Annotated in this window: 21 protein-coding genes; 5 read left to right on the forward strand and 16 right to left on the reverse strand. The window is 65.1% G+C overall.

Features of this window, described 5'->3' with window-relative positions; genetic code table 11:
• Positions 1-3: 3 nt before the first annotated feature.
• The 12 genes from M5C96_RS19225 to M5C96_RS19280 all read right to left on the reverse strand — a co-directional run bounded on the left by M5C96_RS19225 (position 4) and on the right by M5C96_RS19280 (position 6,819).
• Positions 4-1,425, reverse strand: coding sequence for a terminase large subunit domain-containing protein (locus M5C96_RS19225; RefSeq protein WP_272564753.1), 1,422 nt, complete (start codon positions 1,423-1,425; stop codon positions 4-6).
• A 38-nt stretch (positions 1,426-1,463) separates the two neighbouring features.
• The gene (locus M5C96_RS19230; RefSeq protein WP_272569784.1) at positions 1,464-1,991 is read right to left on the reverse strand and encodes a DUF3486 family protein; all 528 of its coding nucleotides are present in this window, start codon (positions 1,989-1,991) and stop codon (positions 1,464-1,466) included.
• 21 nt (positions 1,992-2,012) lie between these two features.
• The gene (locus tag M5C96_RS19235; RefSeq protein WP_272564754.1) at positions 2,013-2,333 is read right to left on the reverse strand and encodes a hypothetical protein; all 321 of its coding nucleotides are present in this window, start codon (positions 2,331-2,333) and stop codon (positions 2,013-2,015) included.
• Entirely contained in the window at positions 2,330-2,680 is a 351-nt protein-coding gene (locus tag M5C96_RS19240) for a hypothetical protein (protein WP_272564757.1), read from the reverse strand. Before M5C96_RS19240 ends, M5C96_RS19235 begins: the two co-directional genes overlap by 4 nt.
• Positions 2,677-3,183, reverse strand: coding sequence for a hypothetical protein (locus M5C96_RS19245; protein ID WP_272564758.1), 507 nt, complete (start codon positions 3,181-3,183; stop codon positions 2,677-2,679). The genes M5C96_RS19240 and M5C96_RS19245 overlap by 4 nt, the downstream gene beginning before the upstream one ends.
• Entirely contained in the window at positions 3,180-3,683 is a 504-nt protein-coding gene (locus tag M5C96_RS19250; protein ID WP_272564760.1) for a glycoside hydrolase family protein, read from the reverse strand. Before M5C96_RS19250 ends, M5C96_RS19245 begins: the two co-directional genes overlap by 4 nt.
• Before the next feature lie 155 nt (positions 3,684-3,838).
• Positions 3,839-4,036, reverse strand: coding sequence for a hypothetical protein (locus tag M5C96_RS19255; RefSeq protein WP_272564761.1), 198 nt, complete (start codon positions 4,034-4,036; stop codon positions 3,839-3,841).
• A 39-nt stretch (positions 4,037-4,075) separates the two neighbouring features.
• A complete protein-coding gene (locus tag M5C96_RS19260) occupies positions 4,076-5,026 on the reverse strand; it encodes an IS5 family transposase (RefSeq protein WP_272563652.1) in 951 nt (316 codons plus the stop codon).
• 18 nt (positions 5,027-5,044) lie between these two features.
• Complete coding sequence (locus tag M5C96_RS19265; RefSeq protein ID WP_272564762.1) at positions 5,045-5,320, reverse strand: DUF6232 family protein; 276 nt, start codon at positions 5,318-5,320, stop codon at positions 5,045-5,047.
• Positions 5,321-5,453: 133 nt separating this feature from the next.
• Positions 5,454-5,945: a DUF4124 domain-containing protein gene (locus M5C96_RS19270; protein ID WP_272564763.1), complete on the reverse strand. Its 492-nt coding sequence runs from the start codon at positions 5,943-5,945 to the stop codon at positions 5,454-5,456.
• The gene (locus M5C96_RS19275) at positions 5,942-6,100 is read right to left on the reverse strand and encodes a hypothetical protein (RefSeq protein ID WP_272564766.1); all 159 of its coding nucleotides are present in this window, start codon (positions 6,098-6,100) and stop codon (positions 5,942-5,944) included. The genes M5C96_RS19270 and M5C96_RS19275 overlap by 4 nt, the downstream gene beginning before the upstream one ends.
• 215 nt (positions 6,101-6,315) lie before the next feature.
• Positions 6,316-6,819: a helix-turn-helix domain-containing protein gene (locus M5C96_RS19280; protein WP_272564768.1), complete on the reverse strand. Its 504-nt coding sequence runs from the start codon at positions 6,817-6,819 to the stop codon at positions 6,316-6,318.
• 83 nt (positions 6,820-6,902) lie between these two features.
• Here M5C96_RS19280 and M5C96_RS19285 point away from each other — a divergent pair, with 83 nt between their 5' ends.
• Genes M5C96_RS19285 through M5C96_RS19305 form a run of 5 tightly spaced genes read left to right on the forward strand, consistent with a single transcriptional unit; the run spans position 6,903 to position 8,735 of the window.
• Positions 6,903-7,139 (forward strand): helix-turn-helix domain-containing protein, encoded by a 237-nt coding sequence (locus tag M5C96_RS19285; protein ID WP_272564771.1) that lies wholly within the window; start codon positions 6,903-6,905, stop codon positions 7,137-7,139.
• Entirely contained in the window at positions 7,136-7,342 is a 207-nt protein-coding gene (locus tag M5C96_RS19290) for a hypothetical protein (RefSeq protein ID WP_272564773.1), read from the forward strand. The genes M5C96_RS19285 and M5C96_RS19290 overlap by 4 nt, the downstream gene beginning before the upstream one ends.
• The gene (locus tag M5C96_RS19295; protein ID WP_272564776.1) at positions 7,339-7,566 is read left to right on the forward strand and encodes a hypothetical protein; all 228 of its coding nucleotides are present in this window, start codon (positions 7,339-7,341) and stop codon (positions 7,564-7,566) included. Before M5C96_RS19290 ends, M5C96_RS19295 begins: the two co-directional genes overlap by 4 nt.
• A complete protein-coding gene (locus M5C96_RS19300; RefSeq protein ID WP_272564777.1) occupies positions 7,566-7,874 on the forward strand; it encodes an IclR family transcriptional regulator in 309 nt (102 codons plus the stop codon). Before M5C96_RS19295 ends, M5C96_RS19300 begins: the two co-directional genes overlap by 1 nt.
• A 33-nt stretch (positions 7,875-7,907) precedes the next feature.
• On the forward strand, positions 7,908-8,735 hold the full coding sequence (locus tag M5C96_RS19305) for a hypothetical protein (protein WP_272564778.1): 828 nt from the start codon (positions 7,908-7,910) through the stop codon (positions 8,733-8,735).
• Here M5C96_RS19305 and M5C96_RS19310 read toward each other — a convergent pair.
• The 4 genes from M5C96_RS19310 to M5C96_RS19325 are packed head-to-tail and all read right to left on the reverse strand — an operon-like array spanning position 8,703 to position 25,608.
• On the reverse strand, positions 8,703-9,797 hold the full coding sequence (locus M5C96_RS19310) for an IS630 family transposase (RefSeq protein WP_272563777.1): 1,095 nt from the start codon (positions 9,795-9,797) through the stop codon (positions 8,703-8,705). The genes M5C96_RS19305 and M5C96_RS19310 overlap by 33 nt on opposite strands.
• 34 nt (positions 9,798-9,831) lie before the next feature.
• On the reverse strand, positions 9,832-15,615 hold the full coding sequence (locus tag M5C96_RS19315; RefSeq protein WP_272564779.1) for a non-ribosomal peptide synthetase: 5,784 nt from the start codon (positions 15,613-15,615) through the stop codon (positions 9,832-9,834).
• A 7-nt stretch (positions 15,616-15,622) separates the two neighbouring features.
• Positions 15,623-20,239, reverse strand: a complete 4,617-nt coding sequence (locus M5C96_RS19320) for a type I polyketide synthase (protein WP_272564780.1) — start codon at positions 20,237-20,239, stop codon at positions 15,623-15,625.
• The gene (locus tag M5C96_RS19325; protein WP_272564781.1) at positions 20,239-25,608 is read right to left on the reverse strand and encodes a non-ribosomal peptide synthetase; all 5,370 of its coding nucleotides are present in this window, start codon (positions 25,606-25,608) and stop codon (positions 20,239-20,241) included. Before M5C96_RS19325 ends, M5C96_RS19320 begins: the two co-directional genes overlap by 1 nt.
• Between the last annotated feature and the right edge of the window lie 7 nt (positions 25,609-25,615).

Raw genomic sequence — 25,615 nt, forward strand, 5'->3', positions numbered from 1 at the left:
TGCTCAATAGCCTTCAAGAGATAGCGCGCTGCGGCGGGGACGGCTCGCGGCGTGCACCGGGCCAAAATTCATGCGTGTCGCCGCGTGCGCGTATACGCAGGCCATTGCGTTGTCGCCGTGACCGCCATCGGTCGTCTTGCCCTCGGGCATGCGTGGCACCCCGCGGACCAGCCGGATGGCCCGGTGGGATTGCAGCAGGCCGTCATGTTTGGGGATCTCCACGGTGTCGTCTTCAAAGGCCGCTTTGTAAGGCGGCATGTTGTCGCGGTACCAGCCTTCGGTGGGCATGAGCCGCTGGACCACCGAGCCGTATTTGTCGTGCGCGGCTTCCCCCACATAGCTGCCATTGCCCCGGCTGTCGATCACCATGCCTGATAGCCTCGGCAGTGCATCGGCAATGGCGTACAACACCTGCAACTGCTGGTTGTAAGGGACGTTCTTGAGCTCCACCAGAAATGGGATGCGCACCCGCAGGTTAGAGGCGATCTCGGCCGGGGCGATGCAAGACAAGTCGCCGCTGCGCCCGAAGTCCATGCCCAGTGCATGCCGCAACTCGGGAACGAACCGCAGCAGCGGCATCAGGTGCTCATCGATCCAATCCTGCATTTCGCGCTCGCGCAGATCGGGCCGAGCGTTGTTGAAATCTGCGGTGCCCGTGAAGCGAATCACCGGTGCGGCGCGCATTCGAGCCTCGATCAGTGCGCGGCTCAGCCAGGCGCCGCCGCCCTTGGACGGAATGCAGAAAAGCTCCTCGTCCTCGTTGGGCTTGTAGCGGTTGATCATGGTCTGGCGCCACTCCACCTCGCGCTCCAGGGACCACTCCTGGCCAGTGACCGCACAGATCTTGCGGTAGAGCCCGTCGCGCAGCGCATCGTCCAGATCGACGCGGTGAACGCTGTAGGGGAACTTGCCGGCCCGCACGTCGTTGATCAGCTCATTGAACGGGTTGTCGTCGCCGTCGTGGGTACTGATGATGCGGATCTGCCCGCCCCACATCGTCATGGCCATGGCAGCTTTGAGCACCTCCTTGATGTCATCCAGGAAAGCGCCTTCGTCCACGACCAGGCGCTCACCAGGCCGGCCCTTGGAGCGCAAGTTGCGCGGGCTGCTGGTGAACGCCTGGATCATGTGGCCGCTGTCGAACTTGATCGTGTAGGTGAGGATTTGCTTGTCCTCTTCTTCGATCACCGACTCTTCGATCTGACCCGCGGCCGCGTTGAAAGCCCGGGCCCATGTGGCGCAGTCCTGGATGAAGCCCGCCGTCATCTCCTTGTTGTACGAGATGTAGTAGACGTTGGCGCCCTCGGCGCTGGCTGCGTAGAGCACATCGTCGGCCGCCTCGGCATAGCTGATACCGATGCGGCGCGACTTCTCCATGATCTTGACCTGCGACTTGTCCGCGATCCAGTCCACCTGGTACTGCATCAGGATGCGCGTGGCCTGCGCAATCTGGGTCGGTTGCATCACAGCTGCCCCATGATCGCCGCGCGCAGCGCTTCGACGCCGCTGGTGGAAAGTCCCTGCTGGCGGCCGGTTTCACCGGCCTGCTGCGCGGCGTCTTCCAGGGCTTTCTTGCGGGCCGCTTCTTCGATCTCCTTGCGCACGGACTGGCTGAACTTCTTCTGGGTCACCGACGCCTTGCCGATCTCGGCCGCGTTCTTGAACAGCTTGTTCACGTCCACGCTCTCGGGGTCGATGTCCAGTTCCATCAACAGGCCGAAGATGCGCTCCTGAGTCATGCGCACGACGGCCGCGCCCAGCTTGTCCTCGTCGTCAGGCGCCGCGTCAACCAGGGCACGGGCCTGTTCCGTGCTCATCTTCAGTTGCGCCATGCGCTTTTCGAACTGCGAGCCGTAACGGTGCAGCGCGGACTTGGAGACGCTCTCGCCCTGGCTTTGCAGGTCCGCCGCCAACTGCACGTAGTCGCTGAATCCGCGCTTGACGAGCTCGGCATCCAGCCACTCCTTAAGCTGTGGCGGCAACGTGTGCACCTTGCTACGCGGCGCCATCGGTCAACCCTGCGTGATGCGAGGGCGCGCCACTCCCGGCTGCGCATTGATCGTGTACTCCACGAAGTCAATGCCCGTGCGCGTCAGATCAACCGACCAGCGGTCCAGCGGATCGCGCACGATGGCGCACATCTCGCGGGCCTCGAGGTAGTCCAGTTCGCGCCGGATCTCCTGGTGGGTGGCATCCACATACACCGACTGCACGATGGGCAGCAAGGCCTCGGTGTAGATGCCCACTGGGCGCGAAAGATTGATGGCCGACAGCAAATGCCAGCGGATGGCCTCGCGGCGCACCTTGAGAATGTCAGGCGAATAGTGGCTCACAGATGCTCCCCCCTGCGGTTGTTGTCCAGCGCACGCTCCATGCGAAGCGCAAAGTTATCGATACGGGTATTGATGCCGCCCACGGCCTGCACGAAGTCATCGCGGCGCACGTAGTCACGGGGCAGCTCGGCCTGGAATCGAAGAAACGACGTCTCCAGTTGCCTCGCTGCATCTGCCTCCCGGCGCAAGTCGTCTCCCAGCTTGCCGATGGACACCTGCAGGGCTTCAAACTTCTCATTCGCCCGCTTCTCCGCCTGCAGCCCGATCACCTTGAGAAGCGCCCACAGCGCCCCCAGGAACAGGCCTGCCAAAGAGATGAGGTTGGTCATCGTCAGCTCAAAAATCATCGGGCGATCTCGGTGATGGGCGCACGGCAGACGCTGCGCGCAAAGTCCTGCAACCCAGTCACTTGGTCGCGGAGTCCGTCAGCTGCTGCTGCCAGATCTGAATACGCTTGCGCGCTGTGTCCGAAAAGCTCTCGGGCGGTGGCGGCATCGCGAGTGCAGGCGGCAATGCCGGCATCACCTGCTGGGTAGGGATCGGTGCGCTTGTTGAGGCGGGAAATCTCGTGGTGCAGGCCGCGCACAGCAGCGGCAGCAGCAGCGTCACGCACCAGGCGCGCGGCCTCGCGTTTGGCGTCTTCATTTGCAACCCTTTCGGAGTTTCTAAACTTGGTGGCGTTGTCACGCGCCGTGGCCGCGCTGCGGTCGGCCTCTTGTTTGTCCCAGGCCGACTGCACCCGTGCAGAGCCCTGCGAATCCCCCTGCTGGAGCAGATGTGCATTCCAGGCCCGCACGCCCAGGACAACGGCCAGGGTGAGCGCCACGGCCGCGGCGATGCGCAGCTTCATGGTGCATCCCCGACGCAAGTGCGGTATTCCAGCTCCCGGCGGTTGGTGAGCCCACGCAGTGGCTCCAGCTGTCCGGTCTTGGGGTTCCGATACTTGTTGAATTCCCGGATACGGGCGCAGGCTTCGGCGTAGCGCTGCGCATTGATCAGATCGATCAGAGTCGGCGGCGCGGCCGGCTTGGCGGGATTGCAGAAGGCGCCTGCGCCGATGTTGCAGGCCAGGCTCAGATACGCATCGAATTCGTATTGAAAAAGCGGTGCCTTGATGCACCGCTGAATGGCCCGGGCGTGCTCGGAAACGTCGCCGTGCAGCCTGATCAGGGCACGGGCCGGCGTGGTTGTGTCGCCGAGCTTGACGCCCGCCGTAGCACCGTAGCCGATGGTGGCGACATTGCCCGAATCGAGGTAGGCGTTGCCCCGATAAGACTCATAGCCCGCGATGCCCACCAGCGAAGCGGCGGAGACGACCAGAGCGGCGACGGTGGTGCGGTTTTTATCCATGCACGGCAGGATGCCGCGCGCGCGAGTGCGAAAAGTAAAGCGCTTAAAAGTCAAGAGTGCGCGCGATAGACCTACGCTGCGGGCATCTTCATTATTTGCCGAACTTCGAACTGACATGAATCTTGAAGCACTGCACCAAGCCCATGCAAGGGCATTCAATGTCGCGTCAACGTGTCCGGAAAATCGCCTGCAGGAACCTCAACGTTCACAACACCATCGGCAAAGGCCGCCACGTCTAATTCCAGCGCGGTGTAAGCCCGTCTCCAGTCGTTCGCCGCACCTGTCACCGTTTTTAAATCGACGGCTCGCAACGCGCGCTGCAGCTTTCCGGTTGCGATGGCGCTGTTGCACAAATCGAATTGCAGACGGCATGACCCCAACCCCAGACGGACCTATGCCACAGCAGTCACCGACACGGTGTGAGGACGGCCGATCTGACTGAACCGATTGAGCAAGGCCACGCGGACATGCAGCTCCACAACCTGGCGGTCGAACGTGCGCGCGATCACCCGTTCGCCCAGTCGCTTGAAGCAGTGCATCTTCGTCTCCACAAGGCTGCGCCGGTGGTAGCCGCTCCACTTCTTCCAAATGCCGCGACCCAGGCGCTGGCACGCCCGAATGGCCTCATTACGATGCGCCGAGCCCGGACTCGACTTCTTCCAATGGCTGGCGTTCTTGCGGGGCGGGATCACCGCCATCGCGTGCCGCTCGGCAATGGCGTCCAGGCAGGCGCGCGTGTCGTAGGCGCCATCGGCACTGACGCTTTCGATGGATTCGTCAGTGGGAATCTGAGCCAGCAACCCGGGCAACATCGGCGCATCCCCAATGGCGTTGCTGGTCACCTCGATGGCGCGTATTTCCAGCGTCTGCGCGTCGATGCCCAGATGGACCTTGCGCCATTCGCGCCGGTATTCAGCACCATGCTTCTTGCGTTTCCACTCTCCTTCGCCCAGGAACTTGATGCCGGTGCTGTCCACCAGCAACTGCAGCGGCGAGTTGGTTCGCTGGTAGCTCAGTTCGACCTGCAAGGTCTTTTGGCGCCGGCAAACAGTGCTGAAGTCAGGTACCGGCCAGTCCAGCTTTGCCAGCCGCAGCAGGCTCTGCACCATGCCCAGCGCCTGTCGCAAGGGCTGGCCGAACAGGCACTTGATGCTCAGGCAGAACTGGATTGCTGCGTCCGAGAAGGTTCGGCTGCGTCCACGCCTGCCGGTCGGCGTGCCAAACCACTGCATGCCCTCATCTAGCCACATCGTCAACGAGCCTCGCGCTTTCAGCGCCGCGTTGTACGCCTTCCAGTTCGTCGTGCGGTACTTGCTCCGCTGCCTGTTCTTCGTCTCTGTCACGCAGTCAGTCTACGGGCATCAGCATCGCGATTTGTGCAACAAAGCCGCGCCAACCACCTGATTGAAATACTCTCGCTCATCAGTGGTCAGCGCCTTGGTCTCGCCGCCAGCGGTACGCAGCATCACGTGATACTTGGTTTTTTGCAGGTACAAGAATATCGCGCAGATCAAGGCCAAGATGATGCCGAAAACCGGGGATGCGAAAGCGATCAGTACTCCGATGATCAGGAACGCGATGAGTGCAAAGCGGCTCGGTCGCTCTGTCACCGGATTGATCGAGGTGACGTTGCTCATGGCGAAGGTTTGTGCGTCCACGACGAACCTGGCGTTCGTGACCTTGACACCCCCGTGCTCAAAAAAAACTTGTTCTTCCATTGTTGAATTCCCCCCTTGTAGATTCTGGTTATGTCGTGGCAGTGATTGCCGGCTACTTCGATGCTGTCAATTCGCGCAGTTCCTTCTCAAGGCTTTCCAAGCTAGCGCGGAGGTCTCTCGCCCTCGTGTCGCAGGTTGTCGCCGCTGCCTGCATTTCAGCCGAAATAGATTGCTCAAAGGTTGCACCAGCGAGATTGTTGTTGGCTAGTGCTTTGCGCTGCGAAAGAGCTTGCTGCTGTTGCTCACAACGGGTGAAGTGTGACTGCAAATCGGCCCTTGCATTGCGGATCAGATGCTGCTCCAGATCAGTCTTGCGGCGCCATGTCTCCCCGAACGCGCCTTCTTTTTGTAATGCATTGATCTGGCTCTGAGCTGGCGCCAACGGTGCCTTACCACTCGCTGGTTTCACGTCGATGATTTCGCCTTTCCCCGCGCAAGGGGCGTCCTGAAACACGGTTTTCCCATCTGCGCTGGTGCATTTGTTAATGGCCCAGGCAGGTGTAATTGCAACTGCTGCGATCAGCAGCACGGCGTGCTTGATCATGCCTTTTCCCTCCCTTGAGTTCGGCGGTGGATTGTCTCGACGTAACGCCGCACGCGCAATAGCTGCGCGGGGGCCAGATCGATCACCATGCGAGTGCCAAAGGTTTTCTCCATGAAAAGAAATACCCCCTTGTTGTCGTGCAACTGGCGGATCAAGCGCAAAACTTCCCGTTGCTCCGGCGAAGTTAAAGAGCGGGTGGGGCGTCGGCCGATGGCTCTTGATGCGGCGTGATCAGATTGATGGTGAAGTGGTTCGTTGAAACGTCACCTTCAACCTTTGCGATCTGCACTGCACCGGCTCCCTCATTGTTCATCTTTGGCAACAGCTTAGCGACCCACGCCAACAGTTGCTTAGGTAGCTCTCCCAAGGTCTATCTCCCTTTGCTTTTGATTGAAACCTTGCCTCCGGCGTAACCGACCTGAACGCTACCCGGAGAGTTGTTGGTCATCGTCATGTTGCTCATGTTTGCGGCCGCCGCTGGTGCAGCTGGTTCAGCTGGCGGCTTGCGACGGGTTGGCTTCTCAGGCGCAGAGATACCTGCAGCCAAGAGTGCAGAGGTCTGCACAAGGTGCGCCTTTGCGTCCCTGTTGCAACGCCGGTAGTTATCGATAAGCAGACGCTCCGCCACATCCAATGCCGGCGCGGCGGGATTTCTCTCACCGCTCACGACATAGAGCACATCCACGCCAATCGCTCCAAGCGCTGCGAGTTGAAAACCGTCAGGCGCTGTCTTTCCTGTCTCCCAAGAAAACAGTGTTTGTTTGGTCGTACCGACAGTTGCGGCAAAGCTGGGCTGACTTAACCCCAGACGTTCTCGCTCGGAACGGAGTCTCTCCCCGATGGTCATGAAATATTTCCCACTGACTAGTTGCAAGGGAAAGATTTCTTTCCCATAATCGACTCAACGCAGCAAATCCCTGCTGCACCTAAACAAGTTGAGTCGAAGGGTAACAGACCATGCACCCAGAAGAAATCAAAGCAGCCATCCGAATGAAGGGCACGACGCCTACTGCGCTTGCTGACGAGCTCAAGGTGTCGCGTTCGATGGTGTCGCACGTCATCAACGGCAAGGCCAAGAGCGCCCGGATCGCCACCCGCATCGTCCAGGTTATCGGCCTGCCGGCGGACAAGATCTGGCCCACCAAGGCGGCCGCTCCCAAGCTGCGCCGCGATCGCGCTGGAGCATCGGCATGAAGTCCGCTCAGCACATCTACAACGCCAAAATCCGGCGCTGCCCACGCAGCCCGGAGTGGAAGACCGGCGCTCTGCGTGGCCTGGAGAAGGCGATCGACGGCACCGAGCCGGAGCCCAGCACCTATCCGATTGGCAGCGCACAAGACGACGCGTGGCGCGCCGGCTACGACTACGGCTTGGCCGAGGGCAAGGCGCAGCAATGACCAGCCCGTCCGACATCGTCAAGCAGCCGGCAGGCCATGCCATCACAGGCCACCCCCGCGCGCTCAGCGTGCTGGTGGGCCGTGAAGACTGGCCTTGGCGCGATGACTTCGCGCCTTTGGATGCGCCATGCAACCTGCCCCAGGGTTCGCACGATGCCTGGGCTAACACCACCATGAACCATATCTACATTGGCTTCACAGTGAGCCGGGACGGGACGTACTGATGTCCCGCACCACTGACTACACCAATGCCGCCCAGCAGCGATTGCTGCAGCTCATCGACTTGCTGGCGGGTCATGAATTGCAGGGGCTGGCACCCGCCGAGATTGCGAAGGCGCTCAACGCATCCCCAAGCGTCGTCACCCGCGACCTGGACAACCTGCGCACCGCCGGCTGGGGGGAGCAAACGCCCCAGGGCGGCCGCTGGCGGCTCAGCCCACACCTCATCCAGATATCCCTGCGCCATGCCGTGGCCCTGGACACGGCACGCCGGGCCTTCGACGACATCGTGCAGCGCTACAGCCGCACCTGACCCTCACCGATCCATTCAAGAAAACCAACAACCATGACGCGCCCTCAACCCACTGACGCACAAATCGAAGACCGTTTTCTCAAGGGAAAGCCCGGTCGCAAGCCTGCGCCTGCAGCTACCCAAGTTCCTGACGTTCACCCTGCAGCATTGACCGAGGTCAGCCAGGCAGCGGACCAAATGGCAGCAGTGCAGGCGGCCTATGGACAGGAGCGTGATCTGTTGAACCAGTTGCTGGGGCAGGCGCAGATGGCGGATGCGTTCGCCAAATTCTCGGTAACGGTTACCACTTCCAAATTGGCCTTTGTGAAGGAAAAAAGGCTTTATCAAGCGCTCAAGGGGCGCGAAAGTGGTAACGGTTACCAGTTAACAGGTACCTGGGATGAATTTTGCGGACTGCTTGGTCTGTCGCGTGAGAAGGCAGATCTCGACATCGCAAACCTCAACGCCTTCGGCGAAGAAGCCCTCGAATCCATGTCCCGCATGGGCATCGGCTACCGCGAACTGCGCCAGTACCGCCGCCTGCCCGAAGACCAGAAGCAAGCCCTGATCGAGGTGGCCAAGGCGGGGGACAAGGATGGCTTCCTGGACCTGGCCGAGGAAATCATCGCTCGCCACACCAAAGAAAAAGAAGCCCTCGTCACGCAGGTTGAAGAAGCCCAGGCCACCCTGGAAGCGAAGGACCGCGTCCTGGCCGACAAAAGCGACCGTCTCACCCGGCTGGAAGAACAAGCCTCGCGCAAGTTCAAGCCACTGCCCGGTTCGGTGGCGCGTACTGCCACCGAGCAAGCGCTGGTAACGGAGGTGGAGCAAGCCAGCAGCGCTGCCTACCTAGTGTCCTGTCCCGTTAATTCGCCCGCATAGTCTGGCGAGTTTTTCGAGGATGGAGTCTGCTGTAGCTGTCCAAGTAAACGGCTGGCAGGACTGGTTGTAATTCGCGATGAATGTGTCGATCTTGTTGATCAGATCCTTCACGCTGGTGAACGAGCCACGGCGGATTGCCCGCGTGGTGATGATCGAGAAGAAGCGCTCGACCTGATTGAGCCAGCTTGAATAGGTCGGAACGAAGTGCATGTGCCAGCGAGGCCGCTCGGCCAACCAAGCGCGCACCTTTGGATGCTTGTGGCTGGCGTAGTTATCAGCTATGCAGTGCACATCCAGTTCGTCGGGCACTGCCTTGTCGATGGCGCGCAGGAAGGCAAGGAACTCTTGATGACGATGCCGGGGCCGGCACTGCGCGATCACTTGGCCATTCATCACGTTCAGGGCCGCGAACAAGGTGGTGGTGCCGTGGCGCACGTAGTCGTGCGTGACACCTTCGACATAGCCAAACCCCATTGGCAGCATCGGCTGCGTACGCTCCAAAGCTTGGCATTGGCTCTTCTCGTCCACGCACAGCACCAGCGCGTTGTCAGGTGGGTTCAGGTACAGCCCCACAACGTCGCGCAGCTTCTCGATGAACAGCGGATCGGTCGACAGCTTGAAGCTGTCGGCCCGGTGCGGCTTGAGGTTGAAGGTCTGCAGATAGCGCGCCACCGTGCTCTTGCTGATGCCCGTATCGGCGGCCAGCGTGCGGGTGCTCCAGTGGGTACCCCCATCAGCAGGCTTGGTGTGCAACGTCTTGGTAATCAACTCAGCAACACGCTCGTCATCTACCGTGCGGGGGCGACCCGGGCGCAACTCGTCGTAAAGCCCTGCAATGCGATGGCGCGCATAGCGCCCGCGCCACTTGGTGACAGTGCTACGACTGATCCCCAGAGCCTGCGCAACCGCGGTGCTGGCTTTATCTGTGCCTTCGCAAGTCAGCACGATGCGCGCCCTGAGCGACAACGCCGCTGGCAGCGAACGTGATCGCGCCATGGACGTCAGTTCCGCGCGCTCCACTTCACTAAGCGCAATTTCTGTTCGGGTCGTTGCATTGGGCATGGCGGCACCTCAAGGATGGCCCGAAACCATGCAGCTATCGTGCCTGCGAATTAACGGGACAGGACACTAGGTACAGCTCGCCGACCACGCCCGGCGGCACCGGCTGCAGCGCGGTATCCAGCACGCGCAGGATGGCCGTCGAGGCGGGCGATCCTATGGGAGGCAGCGTCCGGCCATCGCCGGCATCCACATCGAAGCTGCTGACCACGTGGGTTTCCGTGGGGCCGTATTGGTTGACCAGCCGGCACCGGGGCATCCGCTGCAGCCACGCCCTCAGTTCCTCGGTCAATTTCAGTTGCTCGCCGGCCGTGATGATCTGCCGAAGCGCTGGCAGGTTTCTGTCCAGGCGCAGCGCCGCTTCGGCCAACAGTTGGAGCACGGCATAGGGCAGATACACGCGCTCCACCACCCGCTCGTCCATCAAGGCCAACAGCAAGGAAAAATCCCTTCTCTGGGCGGCGTCCGTTTGGACCAGGGTAGCGCCTGAGCACAGGGTCACGACGACCTCCTGGTAGCCCACATCGAAGCAGGGCGAGGCGAACATCAGCGTGCGCGCGGCCCCCGGCATGCGGTCGATCTGCCATGCGGCCAATTGCGAGAGCACGCCTTGCCGCATCGCAATGCCCTTGGGCCGCCCGGTGGAGCCGGATGTGAACAGGATGTACAGCAGACCGTCCGCATTCAGCGCAACGGTCGGATTGCTTCCCGACAGATGCTCCCATGCCACGCGGCGAAGGTCGATGGCGACCAACCCGTCGAAGACACCCGACAGAGCAGCCCCCACGTCCGCGTGGTGGATGAAGGCATCGGCCCGGCTGTCTTCGAGCATGACGGCGATTCTGTCGGCCGGGTACTCCAGGTCCAGCGGCACATAGGCGGCGCCCGCCTTGAGGATGGCCAGCAAAGCCACCACCGAATCGACGCCGCGCTCCAGCGCCACGGCCACGCGACGCTCAGGGCCGATGCCCCTTTCCAGCAACAGATGGGCCAATCGGTTGGCACGAAAGTTCAACTCGCCGTAGCTGAGGTTTTGCCCCGCGCATTCGATGGCGACCGCCTGCGGCTGCAGCTCTACCTGGTTCTCGATCATCTTCACGAGAGAGGCAGGGCCGGCGCCGTGCTCACCTGCCCGGCTCCACGCATCGAGCTTGCGAATTTCGGTGGCACCGAGGATGCCGATCTCGGACAGCCGCGCTCCAGGCGTTTCCACCAACGCCGTCAAGATCTGGTCAAAACTGCACGCCAGGCGTTCGACCATCGGCGCATCGAACAGCTCCTGCGCATAGCTGAACTGAGCGCTGAGGCGGCCATCCTCCCACTCGACCGTGTCCAGCATGAACTCGAAGATGGTCGCTCTTTCGATGTCCAGGTAGCCCTCGAACCGCAGCCCGGGAAGCTGCTCCAGCACCTGATGGCCTTTTCTCTGGTGGTTGAACATCACCTGAAACAGGGGACTGACGCTCAGGCTGCGCTGCGGATGCAGCGCCTCCACCAACTGTTCGAAGGGAAGGTCCTGGTGTTCCTGGGCCTGCGCCACGGCATCCCGGGCCTGCGCCAGCAATTCGGACAGCGTCAACTGGCCATGCAGCTGTCCCCGCATCACCTGCGTATTGACGAAAAAGCCCACGATGCCCTGGCTCTCCGCCCTGTGCCGATTGGCGGTGGGCACGCCCACACGGATGTCCTGCAAGCCCGCGTAGCGGTGAAGCAGCGCCTGAAACCCTGCGAGCAGCACCATAAACAGGCTCATGCCCTGGGCCTGTGCTCTGCGCTGCAGGCCTCGCACCCGGTCTGCGGACAGCGTGATGGCGTGCTGAGCTGCCCGGTAGCGGCCATCGGCTCGGCGTGGCCTGCTGGCAGGCAATTGCATCACAGGGTGCTCGTTGCCCAGCCTATCCCTCCAGTACGCCAACTGCCGCGGCCCTTCGCCGGCTTCCAGCCATCCCTTGTGCCATGCCGCGTAGTCCGCATATTGCAGGCGCAGCGCCGGCAGGGTCAGGCGCTGCCCCGCAAGGCGCGCTCGGTAACGCTGCGCGAACTCTTCGACAATGATCTGCATGGACCAGCCGTCCGAGACGATGTGGTGCATGACCACCACCAGCACATGCATGTGCTGTGCCGCGCGGATCAGCGCCAGCCGCAATAGCGGCCCACGGGACAGATTGAAAGGCGTGGCGATGGTGTCGAGTGCCTGCCGCTGCACGGCAGCATCACGCTGGTCCTCGGGCAGGGCCGAGAAATCAATCAATGGCATCGCGGCCCCAGGCAACTCGGCAGGCGCCTGGACCTGCTGCCACACCTGACCCTGCTCATCTGCGCTGAACACCGTGCGCAGTGATTCGTGGCGTGCCACCAGTTCATCGAAGCTCATGCGCAGGGCGTCCAGGTCCAGCTCACCGGCCAGCTTCAGAGCGCCTGCGATATGGTAGGCACTGCTGTGAGGGTCCAGTTGCCAGAGGAACCACTGGCGCAGTTGGGCGTGCGACGGCACGAGCGGCTTGTTGCGCAGTTCCGGGGCCAGCACAGGGATCGCTTGGTCATGGTCCTGCACCGGACAGGCCACCGTGGACTGTCCTGCCACTGGAGGTGCCTGCAGCATCTCGGCCAATTGCTGCAGGCTGACCTGCTCGAACAATTGCTTGGGCACCAGCTTGAGCCCGTGCTTTCGCGCCTTGGCCACCACCTTGAGGGCCAGGATGGAGTCTCCGCCGATCTCGAAGAAGTTGTCCCCGCGGCTGACGTGCTCGCGCCCCAGCACCTCCGACCAGACCGCTGCCAGCGTTTGCTCGGTCGGCCCCACCGGCGCCTCATGGCCGCCGCACTCGGCCGTCTCTGGCTCCGGCAGGGCATGGCGATCGACCTTGCCATTCATGGTCAACGGGAGGCGCGGCAACACCACGATGGCCGCTGGCAGCATGTAGGGCGGCAGGGTGCGCGACAGGGTCTCGCGCAACGCGGCCACATCGATCACCTGCCCTTCCTGCGCAACGGCATAGGCCAGCAAGCGTTGCTGACCGTTTTCAGCCTCGCGCACAATGGCTTCGGCACTCGCGACACGGGGCAGCTTTCGCAACGCCTGGGCCACTTCACTGAGCTCGACGCGGTAGCCGTGCAGCTTGATCTGGTCGTCGTTCCGGCCCAGGAACTCGATGCTGCCATCCTTGAGTTGCCGCACGCGGTCCCCGGTGCGATACAGGCGCTGGCCCGCGCACCAGGGGTCCGCCACGAAGCGCTCACAGGTCTGGCCAGGCCTGCCTTCGTAGCCACGTGCCAAACCTGCCCCACCCAGGTACAGCTCGCCGGCAAGGCCCTGCGGCACGGGGCTCAGCCATTCGTCCAGCACATGGGCGCAGCTGTTGCGCAGCGGCAGGCCCAGCGGCACCGTGCCTGCCTCACGGACGGCTGCATCGGCCTCCTGGGTCAGCACCCCGACCGTGGTTTCCGTCGGGCCATAGTGGTTGAGCACTCTGGTAAGGGGGCTCAGGGCGGCGATCTGTGCATACAAAGGCCAGCCCGTGGCCTCACCGCCCAGCACCAGGCGATGGCGCGGCAGGACCTGCTCAGGCCGGGCAGCGCTCAGCAGGGCCTGCAAATGGCTGGGCACGATCTTGAGCACATCGACCTGGTGCGTGTGCATGTAGTCCGCAAAGGCGTCTGGATCGAAAGCGCGCTCAGGGGACATGAGGTGCAGCAGACGCCCAGAGCACAGCGCGCCGAAAAGCACCGTATGCCCCAGGTCTGCAGCCACCGTCGACACCATGGCCATGCTGGACGCATCGACCGGCAGGTCCAGCCGGGCCAGCACACCCTGCACATAGTTGGCCAGCGCGCCATGGGTGATCACGACCCCCTTGGGCTGGCCCGTGGAGCCCGAGGTGTAGATGAGGTAAGCGGCCTGGTCCCGGTGAAGGGTGGCGGTCTCCAACGCATCGGTATCGAGGTCTGCAGGTTCAGAAAGCGCCAGCGGCCATACCGGGATCCCCGGTTGCCATGCAGGAGGCTGCATGGCCAGCACCAGGCGGGCGCCGCTGTCGCGCAGCTGATAGGCCAGCCGGTCGGCCGGCAGCTCGGGGTCCAGCGGCACATGGACGCAGCCGGCCTTGAGTACGGCCAGCATACCCAGCACCATTTCCGGCGAGCGCGGTGCCAGCACCCCGACGCGGGTTTCCGGCCCCAGACCTTGCGCGCGCAGTCGTGCCGCAAGCTGGTTTGCCGCCCTGTCCAATTGCCCGAACGATGCAGTGCGCGATTCGGCACGCACCGCCATGCCCTGGCCCTGGCGGGCCACGGCGGCATCCCATAGGGAAAGCACCGTCGTGGCCTGCGGACTTGCGGGCTGCGGCACGGCAACCATCTGCAGGCCCTCGGCCGGGTCAGTCAGCGCAAGGGCCGCCAATGCCCTGTCGGGCGCCGTCACCACCTGCTGCGCACAACGGGTCAGGCCTTCCGCGAAGACCGCGACCCGCTGCGCATCGAACAGGCCCGTGTCGTAGATGAAAACGCCTTCGATGCCTTCGGCCCGGTCGGTGAAATCCAGGCTCAGATCGAAGTGCGCATGGCCTGCGGTCATGGCCTGAATGCGCACGCGCAACCCGGCGACGCTGCGCTCGCGCTCCATCGCGTCCTGTTGCGTGCACTTGACCTGGAATAACGGATGCACGCCCGGCTGGCGCTCCGGCACGAGCGCCTCGACCAACATGTCAAACGGCAGGTCGGAATGCTGCTGCGCGTCGAGCACAGCATGCCGCACCTGCTCCAGCAGCTCGCCAAAGCCCATCTGTGGCGCGACATCGACCTGCAGCACCTGGAGGTTGAGCAGATAACCGATCAGCCCATGGGTCTCGGCCTTTCCCCGGTTGGCGATGGGCGTCCCCACGCGGATGCGGCGCTGGCCGCTCAGGCGGTACAGCAACAGGTCGAGCAATGCCGTCATCACCATGAACAGCGAGGCACCACGCGCTCGCGCCATGGCACGCACCGCATCGGACAATTCAATGGGCCAGACGAAACGGTGGCGGCCCTCGGCCGCATCCGTTACCGCGCCGCGTACATGGCTCAGGGGCAGTTCCAGCGGCTCATGCACGCTGCCCAGGCGATCGCGCCAGTAGCGCAGTTGTCGTTCGCGCTCACCGCCGTCCAGGCGCTGGCGTTCCCAGGCCGCGTAGTCGGTGAACTGTATGGGCAGCGGCGCCAGCGCATGCGGACGGGCGCCGAGCCTGGCGGCGTAGCACTGCAAAAGCTCGTCCACGAGAATGCGCAACGACCACCCATCCGCCGCAATATGGTGCATGGACAGCGCCAGCACATGGTGCTGTTCGCCCAGGCGGTACAGGCAGGCGCGCAACGGTACCTCCCGGTCAAGGGCAAAGGGCGTCTGCGCGAAGTCGGCCAACGCGTCCTCGATCCTGGCCTGCTCCCGCAGATCGACCACTGGCAGTTGCAGCGGCACACTCGCCTGCGGCTGCACGACCTGCAGCGCCTGACCGTCGCCACCGATCGTGATCAGCGTGCGCAGGATGTCGTGCCGCGCCACCAGGTCACCCAGCGCTGCGCTCAGCGCCGACGCGTCGAGGGGGCCGTCCATTTCCAGACTGCCTGCCAGGTTGTAGGCCGGGCTCTCGGGCGCAAGCTGCCAGGTCAACCAAAGGCTGCGTTGCGCATGGGAAAGCAGCGCGGGGGTGGCCGGGTCCCGGCGCGGAATGTCCTGACCCCCACGTGGCGTTGCGCGACCACCGCCGCGCAGGCGGGCATCGAGTTGGGCGCGCTGCTCGGGGCTGAGCCGGGCGCGCAGGGACTGTATATCTTGCGGTGCTGTCATGGCAATCTTACGAATAGAGCGGCGAGGCGGTTGTCGGACTGGGCTCGGCTTCGGCGTCCAGAAACTGGATTTCCTCGATCAACCGGGTTTCAACGAATTCGGCCAGCCGCCGCACCGTGGGCGTGCGCAGCAAGGCCGCAGGATGGATTTCGACGCCATAGGCCTGGCGCACGCGCGCCAGCAGTTGGATGGCCATGAGGGAGTCGCCGCCGAGCTCGAACAGGTTGTCCTCGGCGCCCACAGGAGCCACGCCAAGGAACCCGCTCCAGAGCGCGGCCAGCCCGGTCTCCAGTTCGCCCTCAGGTGCTACGAAGCCGGCCAAACCACCGGGCCGCGCCTGGACGCATGGCGACTCGGCCGCCACTGCCAAGGCCACAGGCAGTGCCTGAGCCAGCAACGCGGCGAGGTCGGCATGGCGGCGCGCTTCGAGGTCTGTGGTGGATACGCAGACATGGGACCGCACCGGGCTGGCCAGGATGTGCTCGAACAGGCGCACGCCCTGCTGCGGCCCGATGCCTACGCCCTCGGGCATGGACGTCTCCGCAGCCATGCCCACACCGCGCCACCCGTCCCAGCCCACAGAAATCAGCGGCCAGCGGGCCCCGCGGCCATGCGCGACGGCCAGGGCATCCAAACAGGCATTCGCAGCCGCGTAGTCGATGCGGCCCAGGCCACCCGCCACGGCGGCCAGCGAAGAGCACAGCAGCATGAAGTCCAGCGGCTGCCCGTCCAGGGCCGCCAGCAAGGCCCGCGTTCCCTGGAGCTTGGGTGCGAGCACCTGCATCACGGCGGGTGCCAGCTTGTCTGCAAGAATGCCTTCGCCAGCCAGACCGGCCGCGTGAATGACGCCATGGATTTCGCCGAACGCGCACCGCACCTGAGCGAACGCGGCGCGCAATTGGGATTCTTCGGCTACATCGGCTTCCACCAGGCAAAGCTCCGCGCTCAGGCCTTCGATGTCCAGCAATTGCTGCAGCCGGGCGCGCAGCGCGGGTGCCGTCTGCGCATCCTGCACCAGCGCCTGCCACTGGCTACGCGCAGGCAGCGGCGAGCGGCCCAGCAACACCAGCCTGGCCTGCCAGTGCTCCGCCAGGTGCCGGGCCAACGCAAGCCCCATGCCGCCCAGGCCACCAGTGATCACATAGCAGCCGCCACGGCGCAGGCGCGGCGCGGGCGTGGAGGAGGTCTGCATCGCGATTCGCTCGTAGCGCTTGGCCCAGCGGTGTGGGCCGCGCAAGGCCACGCAGGCCTGTGCGGGCTCGCTGAACTCCGCGAGGATGCGATGCGCCAGCGCAGTGGCTTCACCAGCCGCACACTCCTGCGCAGGCAACACATCCACGATGCGACAGGCCATGCCCGGCAGTTCCTGCGGAATCACGAGGCAGGGGCCATGAAGCAGGGCTTTGGCAGGCTGCAAGGCCTCGGTGCCTGTCACGTCCTCCAACCCGTCCGTGACCAGCAGCATCTGCAGCCCATCGGCTGCATGCGCCGCAGGAAGGGAGTCCAACGCCTGGGCCAGGGCCAGTGGGGCCAGCAGGCAGCGCTCGGCAGCCTGTGCGTCATCTAACGCGCCCAGACTCCAAAGGTGGCAGATGCGTGCCACGGGGCCGACCTCGGCCGCAATCTGCTCCAGTGCGCTCATCCAGTCGCCACGCTCGGCCATGCGCAGCCCATGGTGCCCAGCGCCCAGACGCTCGTGGCGCAGGCCGGGCTCGATGCGCACCAGCGGGGCGGACTGGGTGACGGACCAGACTTGCGCCAAAGACTCAGCCAGCGCCGATCCGGACTCGGCCAGCAGCAGCAAGCAGCCGCCAGCCTGTGCGACCGCGGCTTGGGAGTTAGGCAAGGCGCGTTGCCAGACCGGGGCATACAGCCAGTCGAGGGGATCGCGGCGGGCCTCCGTCATGGAAGACATCGGAGACGCCGTTGTCTCCTGGCCTCGTCCTGCAGCGGCAACCCAGTGCGATTCACGCTCGAACGGATAGCCAGGCAAAGGCACCCGACGCGCACCCTGCGCGCTGCGCAGGAGTGGCGCCTGGGCCGCTTCCAGGCCCGCTGTCCAGAGCTGGGCCAAGCAGCGCGCTGGCTGGTCGGACTGGAGCTCCTCGCGATTGACTCCGGCCTGCGAGGCCAGCACGGGACGCGCGCCGGCCTGGGGATGGCGCCGGGCCAGGCTGGTGAGACTTTGGCCGGGGCCGACTTCCAGCAGGATGCGGTCGCTTTTTTCCAGCAGCGTGTCCAGCCCCTGGGCGAAGCGCACCGTGCCACGCAGGTGTCGCAACCAATAGCGCGGGTCCTGGGCCTCTTCGTCACCGATCCAGCGGCCGCTGAGATTGGAGACGAAGGGAATGGCGGGCCGGCTGAACGCAACCCGGGCCAGCTTCTGAGCGAAGGCGTCAAGAGCGGGATCGAGCAGCGAAGAATGGAAGGCGTGTGACACCTGCAACCTGCGCAGCAGCACGCCTGTGCCTGCCAGTGCCTGCTCGGCTGCCGCAACGGCTTCGGGCCGACCCGAGAGCACGCACAGATCGGCCGCATTGACGGCGGCGAGATCGCAGCCTCGACCCAGCCAGTCCTGCAAGGCAGACTCGGGCAGGCCGACCGCCAGCATGGCGCCAGGCGACGTGGACTGCAGGATGCGGCCGCGCGCAACGACCAGATCCAGCGCATCGCCGAGCGTGAAAACCCCCGCAATGCAGGCCGCCACGTATTCGCCAATGCTGTGACCCAGCATGGCCTCGGGCTGCAGGCCCCAGGACATCCACAACCGCGCCATGGCGTATTCGACGATGAACAGCGCGGGCTGCGTGGCTTCGGTCCGGGCCAGCGCCCGCGCTGCCTGCTCGTCGGACGCATGCGCCAGCAGCCAGGGCCGCAGGTCCATGCCGGTCTGTCCCCTCACCGTGTCACAGCAGCGGTCCACGATGTCGCGGAACACGGGCTCCTGCGTGTGCAGGCAGCGCGCCATGCCCGCATGCTGTGCACCCTGGCCCGGGAACAGAAAAGCCACGCCGGGCTGCGGCGAAAGCACGCTGCCCTTGAAATGCACCGGGGCCGCCGGACGGCCCAGTACCTCGATGGCCTGGGGCACGTCCTGAGCCAGCACGGCCAGTCGATGCGCATGGCGCTTGCGGCCCACACGCAGCGTGTGCGCCACATCGGCCAGGGCCAACCCCGGGTGCTGCTCCAGATGCCGGGCCAGTTGGCTGACCGAAGCCTGCAACGCCTGGGGTGTTCGGGCCGATAGCAGCAGCAATTGAGGGGCCTGTTCGATTGCCCCAGGTGGAGAGGCTTGCAGCGTTGCGGGGACCTCCTCCAGCACCACATGCGCATTGGTACCGCCCATGCCGAAGGAGCTCACGCCTGCACGCCGGGGAAACGGGCCGGCAGGCCAATCCTGCGCCTCGGTCTGGACGCGGAAAGGGCTGGTGGCGAAGTCCACGCGCGGATTGGGTGTAGCGAAGTTCAGACTGGGTGGCAGCGTGCGGTGGCGCAGCGCCATCACGGCCTTGATCAGGCCGGTCACGCCGGCCGCTGCGTCCAGATGACCGACATTGGTCTTGACCGACCCCAGGGCACAGTAGCCAGGCGCGCGCCCTGTCTTACCAAAGGCTTGGGTCAGGGCTGCGATCTCGATGGGATCGCCCAGCGTCGTGCCCGTGCCATGGGCCTCGATGTAGCCCACGGAAGCCGCATCGACCCCAGCCATGGCCTGGGCTGCGCGTATGGCCTCGGCCTGACCGTCCACGCTGGGCGCGTTGTAGCCGATCTTGCGTGCGCCGTCGTTGTTCACGGCACTGCCACGGATCACGGCATGGACGGTATCTTCGTCGCGCAGCGCGTCGTCCAGCCGCTTGAGCACGACCACGCCCGCACCGCTGCCCAGCATGGTGCCATCGGCGCGCACGTCGAAGGCACGGCAATGGCCGTCCGAGGAAAGGATGGCGCCCGCTTGGTGCAGGTAGCCCGCGCCTTGCAGCAAGTTGAGCCAGACACCGCCGGCCAGGGCCATGTCGCACTCGAAGCCCAGCAGCGACTGGCAGGCCATGTGCACGGCCACCAGCGAGGTGGAGCAGGCCGTCTGCACCGTCACTGCCGGGCCGCGCAGGTTGAGCTTGTAGGCCACGCGCGTGCACAGCGCATCGGCCGCATTGCCGTTGAGCAAGGCGATCAGTTCGGCAATGCCGCCGCTCCACTGTGCACGCCCAAGCAGATGTCGCATGAGGTAGAGATTGGCGCCCGCACCCGCGAACACGCCGGCCGCCACATCCAGCCGCTCGGCGTCGTAGCCCGCGTTCTCCAGTGCTTGCCAGGCGCTTTCGAGGAAGATTCGCTGCTGGGGATCGATCTGGCCAGCCTCGCGCGGCGTGTAGCCAAAGAAGCCGGCATCGAACCAGTCCATGCCCTCGAAAACCACACCGGCCTTCACGCAGGCCGGGTCGTCCAGCAAGGCCTGGTCCGCGCCATGGGCCCGCAACGCTTCATCGCTGAAAACGGTCACGGATTCGCGGCCTTCGCGGATATTGCGCCAGAGCGCGTCCACACCGTCCGCACCCGGAAACCGCCCGCCCATGCCGATGATGGCGACTTCCACGCCACTGTAGCCCGCATCCTGAGCACGCATCAATTCACCTCCTCGGTCAGGCCGCGGCGGCCCAGCAACGCCGCGCGACGGCGCTGGGCGCGTTCGTCGGCCTGCAGGTCCTGCGCAGCGCCAGACACAGATCCGACACCGGCGCCACGTTGCGCTTCGATGCGACGCGCCAGCGTGGCCACGGTTGGGTACTGGAACATGTCGATCACCGAGAGACCGCTACCCAACGCATCCTCGATCAGCCGGTGCGCGCGGATCAGCAGCAGCGAATGCCCGCCCAGGTCGAAGAAGCTTTCGTTGGCGCCTACGCGTTCGAGTTGCAACAGCTCGCGCCAGATGGCTGCAATGGTTTTGGCCACGCCACCTTCGGGCGCCTCGAACGGCCGCGTGCCGTCGCCATGTGCAAACGTGGGCACCGGTAGCGCCTTGCGGTCCACCTTGCCGTTGCTGTTGAGCGGCAACGTGTCCAGACGCACGAAGAGGGCCGGCACCATGTAGTCGGGCAGGCTGCGTACCAGCTGCGCCTTGAGCGTGCCCGGGTCCTGCAGCGCAGCGCCCTCGCCGGTCAGATAAGCCACAAGCCGACTGCCACCTTCGGTCGGCGCCGCGACCACCACCGCCTCGCGCAGACCTTCGACGGCCAGCAGGGCGGCCTCGATCTCGCCCAGCTCGACACGGAAGCCGCGGATCTTGACCTGGTGGTCCAGGCGGCCCAGGTACTCGATCTCGCCCTGCTCGTTCCAGCGCACCAGGTCGCCCGTGCGGTAGGCACGCTCGCCGGCCTCGGCCGAGGGGCTGGCCACGAAGCGCTCGGCCGTGAGCGCGGGCCGGCCCCAGTAGCCCCGTGCCAGCGCCAGACCGCCCAGCAGCAACTCGCCGGCCACGCCACGCGGCACGGCGTGGAAGCCGGCGTCGACAACGTGCACCTGCACATGGTCCAGCGGCCGCCCGATGGGCACTGCCTGAGGGCCGGGCTTGCTGCAATCGTGGTAGGTGACTTCGATGGCGGCTTCAGTGGGCCCGTAGAGGTTGAGCAGGCGGGCGCCGGGCAGCATGGCCAGCGCACGGTCACGCAGTTCGGCCGACAGCGCCTCTCCGCTGCAGACGATGTGCCGCAGCCCCGAGCAGGCCTGGGCATGGCCGCTGGACAGAAAGGCCTGCAGCATGGAAGGCACGAAGTGAATGCAGCTGACGGCGTGGCATTCGACCAGGGCCGCAATGCGCGCAGGATCGCGGTGCTCCCCAGGCCCTGCCAGCGCTAGGCGAGCGCCCGTGGACAACGGCCAGAAGAACTCCCAGAACGAGATGTCGAAGCTGAACGGCGTCTTCTGCAGTACGGTGTCCTGCGCATCCAGCGGGTGGTGTCGCTGGTCCCAGGCCAGGCGGTTGCACAGCGCACGGTGGCGGTTCCCCGCGCCCTTGGGCCGCCCCGTGGAGCCCGAGGTGTAGATGACATAGACCAGGTTCTCGCCCTGCATGGCGACCGCAGGGTCATGGGCTGGCTGAGTGGACAGGTCGACAGCATCCACGGCCAGGCACAGCGGCTGCAGTTCACGCGGCAGCCGAACCATCAGGCCCGACTGGATCAACAGCACGCCGATACCGCTGTCCTCGGCCATATAGCGCAGGCGCTCGGCCGGGTGCTCAGGGTCCATGGGCACATAGGCACCACCGGCCTTCATGATGGCCAGCAGGCCGACGACCATCTCCAGCGAACGCTCCATTGCGATGCCGACCTGGACTTCGGGGCGCACGCCGAGCGCAATCAGGTGGTGCGCCAATCGGTTGGCGCGCGCATTGAGTTCGCCATAGCTCCAGGCGCCGTCCCCGAAGACCAGGGCCGTTGCCTGTGGGTCGCGGCGCACCTGCTGCTCGAACTGAGCGTGTACCAGCTCGGGCACGGCATGGCCGCCCTGTCCCGTCTGCCAGGAAACGAGCTGGGCACGTTCTGCATCCGATAGCAAATCCACCTCGCCCACGGCAACCTCCGGGCCAGAGGCCAAGGCCTCCAGCATGCGCACATAGTGCTGGCCCAGGCGCTCCATGGTGGCGGGAAGAAACAGCTCGGCCGCATAGTCCATACAGATTCGCACGGCACCGCCCGCGCGCTCGCGGACTTCCAGAGAGAGCTCGAACTGCGCGGCGCCTCCAGGCACTGCGACCGCCTCAGTCGCGCAGCCCGTCATGCGCTCGAAGCCGCGCAGATCCTCATGCACATGGTTGAACAGCAGCTGGAACAGCGGCGGGTGCGACAGACTGCGCTGAGGCTGCAGGTCTTCCACCAGTTGATCGAAAGGCAGGTCCTGGTGGGCCTGAGCCTCCAGCGTGGCGCGCCGGGCTGCGGCGAGCACCTGGGCCAGCGGGGTACGGCCGTCGATCTCGGCTTGCAGCACCAAGGTGTTGACGAAAAAGCCGATCAAGCCCTGTGTGCCCGCATGCTGGCGGCCCGCCACGGGCACGCCCAACCGCAGCACCGGCTGGCCCGTGTAGCGGTGCAGCACAGCCTGGAACCCTGCAAGCAGCACCATGAACAGGCTGGCGCCAGACTCGGCGGCGCGCATGCGCAGCGCATCCACCAGCGGTGCACGCAGCGCAAAGCCATGCTGGGCGGCCGAGTAGCTGGCCACTGCGGCGCGCGGCCGGTCGCTGGGCAGGGCCAGCACAGGATGATCGCTGCCCAGTTGCCGGCGCCAGTAGGCCAGTTGCCGCTCTCGCACCCCGCCATCCAGCCAGGCCGCATGCCAGGCCGCGTAGTCGGCGTACTGCAATGCAGGGGCCGCAGGCTCGGCGGCGGCCGCAGGATCTCGCAGATGGAGATACTGCTGCGCGAGTTCGTCCAGCAGGTTCTGCATGGACACGCCGTCGGACACGATGTGGTGCATGACTAGCACGAGGCGGTGGTCATGCGGCCCAAGCCGCATCAGCAGCGCGCGCAACAGCGGGCCAAGGCCCAGGTCGAAGGGCCTGGCACGCAGGCGGAGCGCCTCGTCGCCAGCGCGCTGTGGATCGGCGCCCAGGTCCAGCAGGTTGAATTCCAGGCCGCCCGCGTCAAGCACATGCTGTTCGGCAGAGCCATCGGCCGCAGGCCGGAACACGGTGCGCAACGCGTCATGACGCGCCACCAGGCGCTCCAGGGCCGCGTGCAGCCGTTGCGCATGCAGCAGGCCGCCCAACCGCAGTTCCACCGCCACGTGGTAAGCCGTGCCCGCAGGATCCAGATGCCAGAGAAACCACTGCCGCTGCTGGGCATGGGAGAGGGGCTGCGCCTCGCCGCGGTCGCGCGCCACGGGGCCTGGGCGTGGGCCTGACGTGGTGCGATTGGCGTGGGCAGTCGCCTGATGCAACTCACGCAATGCAGCCGCGCATTCGGAGAAGCGGGGCCGGTCAAAGAGCAGGCCGGGCGCGAAGTCCACACCCCAATGCGCCGATACGCATGCGGCCAGTTGCGCGGCCGAAAGGGAGTTGCCGCCCAGCAGGAAGAAATGGGGATCACCCTCAGGCAGCTCGGCGCAGCGCAGGGTCTCGCACCAGATCGCTGCCAGAGCAGTCTCGGTTTCGTCGCGCGGCGCGATGGAGGCCGTTCCGGACGCGTCCGCATCGCCATTCGCATTGGTCGCGGAATTCACTGCCTCCACGAAGGCCCCGTGCTCCCAGACCGCATAGACGTCCAAGCTGCGCTGCGCCCAGCCCTTCTTGCAGGCCTGGCGTTGGAGCTTGCCGCTTGATGTTCTGGGCAGGGCGCCGGGTTCGAGCAGGACCACGACGGCCGGCGCCTCGCCAAAGGCCGTGGCCACGGCTACGGCCAGTGCATCGACCAGGGCCTGGCGTGGCACCAGTTTTTGCAAGCCGCGTGAAATCTCGGCCGCCACACCTATGCCCTCACCCGCAGGTCCATCCACCGAAAAGGCCGCCACGCGTCCCTTGCGCACGGCTTCCACCTCGGCCTCGACCACACGCTCTATGTCCTGCGGATAGAGGTTGTGGCCGCGCACGATGATCAGGTCCTTGATGCGACCTGCCACATGGACCTGGCCGCCGTGCACAAAGCCCAGGTCGCCCGTGCGCAGCCAGCGCTGGCCGGCATGTTCGACAAAGGCCTGTTGCGTCTCCTGCGGCTTGCCCCAGTAGCCCTGGCTGATGCTGGGGCCGCGCGCCCAGATTTCACCCACGCGGCCGGATTCCAGAACCTTCAGGCTGTCGGGGTCGACAATTTCCACGGCATGGCCGGGAACGGCAGGGCCGCAGCCCACGAGCAAGGTCTGGGAAGACTCGGGACCCTCAGCAGCGTTGCTGGCAGGCTCCGCCTTGCCCAGGCCCAGGGCGTCGGTATCGAAGGCCGTGACGGCAGCGCCCGCGCCCCGTGCGCCGCCCGTTATGAACAGGGTGGCTTCGGCCAAGCCGTAGCAGGCATAGGCCGCGTCGGGCCGCAGGCCGCAGGGGGAAAAGCGCTGCGCAAAGGCCGAGACCGTGTCTGCGCGCACGGGCTCGGCGCCCGTATAGGCCAGTCGCCAGCTCGACAGGTCCAGTTGCGCCAGCTGCGATGGCTTGATGCGCTCCAGGCACATCCGGTAGGCGAAGTCGGGGCCGCCGCTGATGGTGGCGCGGTGGCGCGAGATCAGCTCCAGCCAGCGCACCGGGCTTTCAAGAAAGAGGCGCGGCGAAGTCAGCACCAGCGGCAGCCCGCGGTACAGGGGCTGCAGCAGGCCGCCGATCAAGCCCATGTCGTGGTAGAGCGGCGCCCATGAGACAAAGCGATCACCCGCGCCTATTTCCATGCGCTGCTGTATGGCAGCCTCGTTGGCGATCAGGTTGCCGTGGCTGACCATCACGCCCTTGGGCGCCGAGGTCGAGCCCGAGGTGTATTGCAGGAAGGCGATGTCAGCGCCGGTGGGTGCATGGGGGACCCATGCGGGGGCATCAGCGGGGTCTATGCGATCGGCGGCCATGGCGGCGATGCCGGCAAAGCGCGCATCGGCCCCGGGCAGGGCTTCAATGACTTCGGCCGTGCTGATCACGCAGGCGGCGCCAGCGTCGCCGACGATGCCCAAAAGCCGTTCCAGATGCTGTGCGCGCAGTGATTCCAGCGGCGGTACCGGCACGGCAATGACGCCGGCGTAGAAGCAGGCGAGCATGCTGGCGGCATAGTGCTCGTCGTTGTCCATCATCACCAAGGCACGCGCGCCCGCAGGACAACGGTGCTGCAAATGGGCGGCCAGCGCTCGCACGCGGCGCTCGAAGTCGCCATAGCTGTGGTGGCGCTCGACCAGGTGGCCGTCCTGCATGGCGGCCACGGTGAGCCAGATGTCATCGGGCCGCTGTTGCGCCAGCCCCCTCAGATGCTCGACCAGGCTGGCCGGCGCCTGCCCCTCTGCTGCGATTGCACTTTGTCCACTCAGCATGTCAGCT

This window comes from Acidovorax sp. GBBC 1281, assembly GCF_028473645.1.
GTDB lineage: Bacteria > Pseudomonadota > Gammaproteobacteria > Burkholderiales > Burkholderiaceae_C > Paracidovorax.